At 64.9% G+C, this 776-nt stretch carries 1 protein-coding gene; it reads left to right on the top strand.

Translation table 11 applies throughout. The features are described 5' to 3' along the window. Positions 1-776, top strand: a 776-nt coding sequence (locus ACFO4E_RS30080) for a TerC/Alx family metal homeostasis membrane protein (protein ID WP_378580728.1), incomplete at both ends; no start/stop codon positions are given.

Below are 776 nucleotides of genomic sequence, written 5' to 3'. Positions count from 1 at the left end.
ACCATCGCCGTGCTGCTCGGTGTCATCGCCGTCGACTTCATCATCACCGCCCGCAACCCCCACGAACCCACCATGCGCGAAGCCGGCGCCTGGATCTCCGTCTACGTCGGCCTCGCCATCGCCTTCGGCATCGGCATGACCTTCACCGCCGGCGGCACCCACAGCCTCGACTTCTTCACCGGCTGGATCGTCGAATACTCCATGAGCATGGACAACCTCTTCGTGTTCATCCTCATCCTCGGCTCCTTCGCCGTACCCCCCCAATACCGCCAACGCGTCCTCCTCGTCGGCATCGCCCTCGCACTCCTCTTCCGCGGCATCTTCATCGCCCTCGGCGCCGCCGTCGTCAACTCCTTCGCCGGCGTCTTCTACCTCTTCGGCGCCTTCCTCCTCTACACCGCCTACAAACTCATCGCCGGCGGCGAAGACGACGACGAATACCACGAGAACGCCGCCGTCCGCCTCGTCCGCCGCGTCCTACCCACCACCGACCACTACCACGGCCCCGCCCTCACCACCCGCATCGACGGCAAACGCCACGTCACCCCCATGCTCCTGGTCATGGTCGCCGTCGGCCTCACCGACATCCTCTTCGCCCTCGACTCCATCCCCGCCATCTTCGGCATCACCTCCGACCCCTACATCGTCTTCACCGCCAACGCCTTCGCCCTCATGGGCCTACGCCAGCTCTACTTCCTCATCGGCGGCCTCATCGACAAACTCGTCTACCTCAGCCACGGCCTCGCCGTCATCCTCGGCTTCATCGGCGTCAAACT

Origin of the sequence: Nocardiopsis mangrovi (assembly GCF_042653925.1) — a bacterium.
GTDB lineage: Bacteria > Actinomycetota > Actinomycetes > Streptosporangiales > Streptosporangiaceae > Nocardiopsis_B > Nocardiopsis_B mangrovi.
Note: the sequence above shows the minus strand (reverse complement) of the source record. Positions and strands in the feature narration are given on the sequence as shown.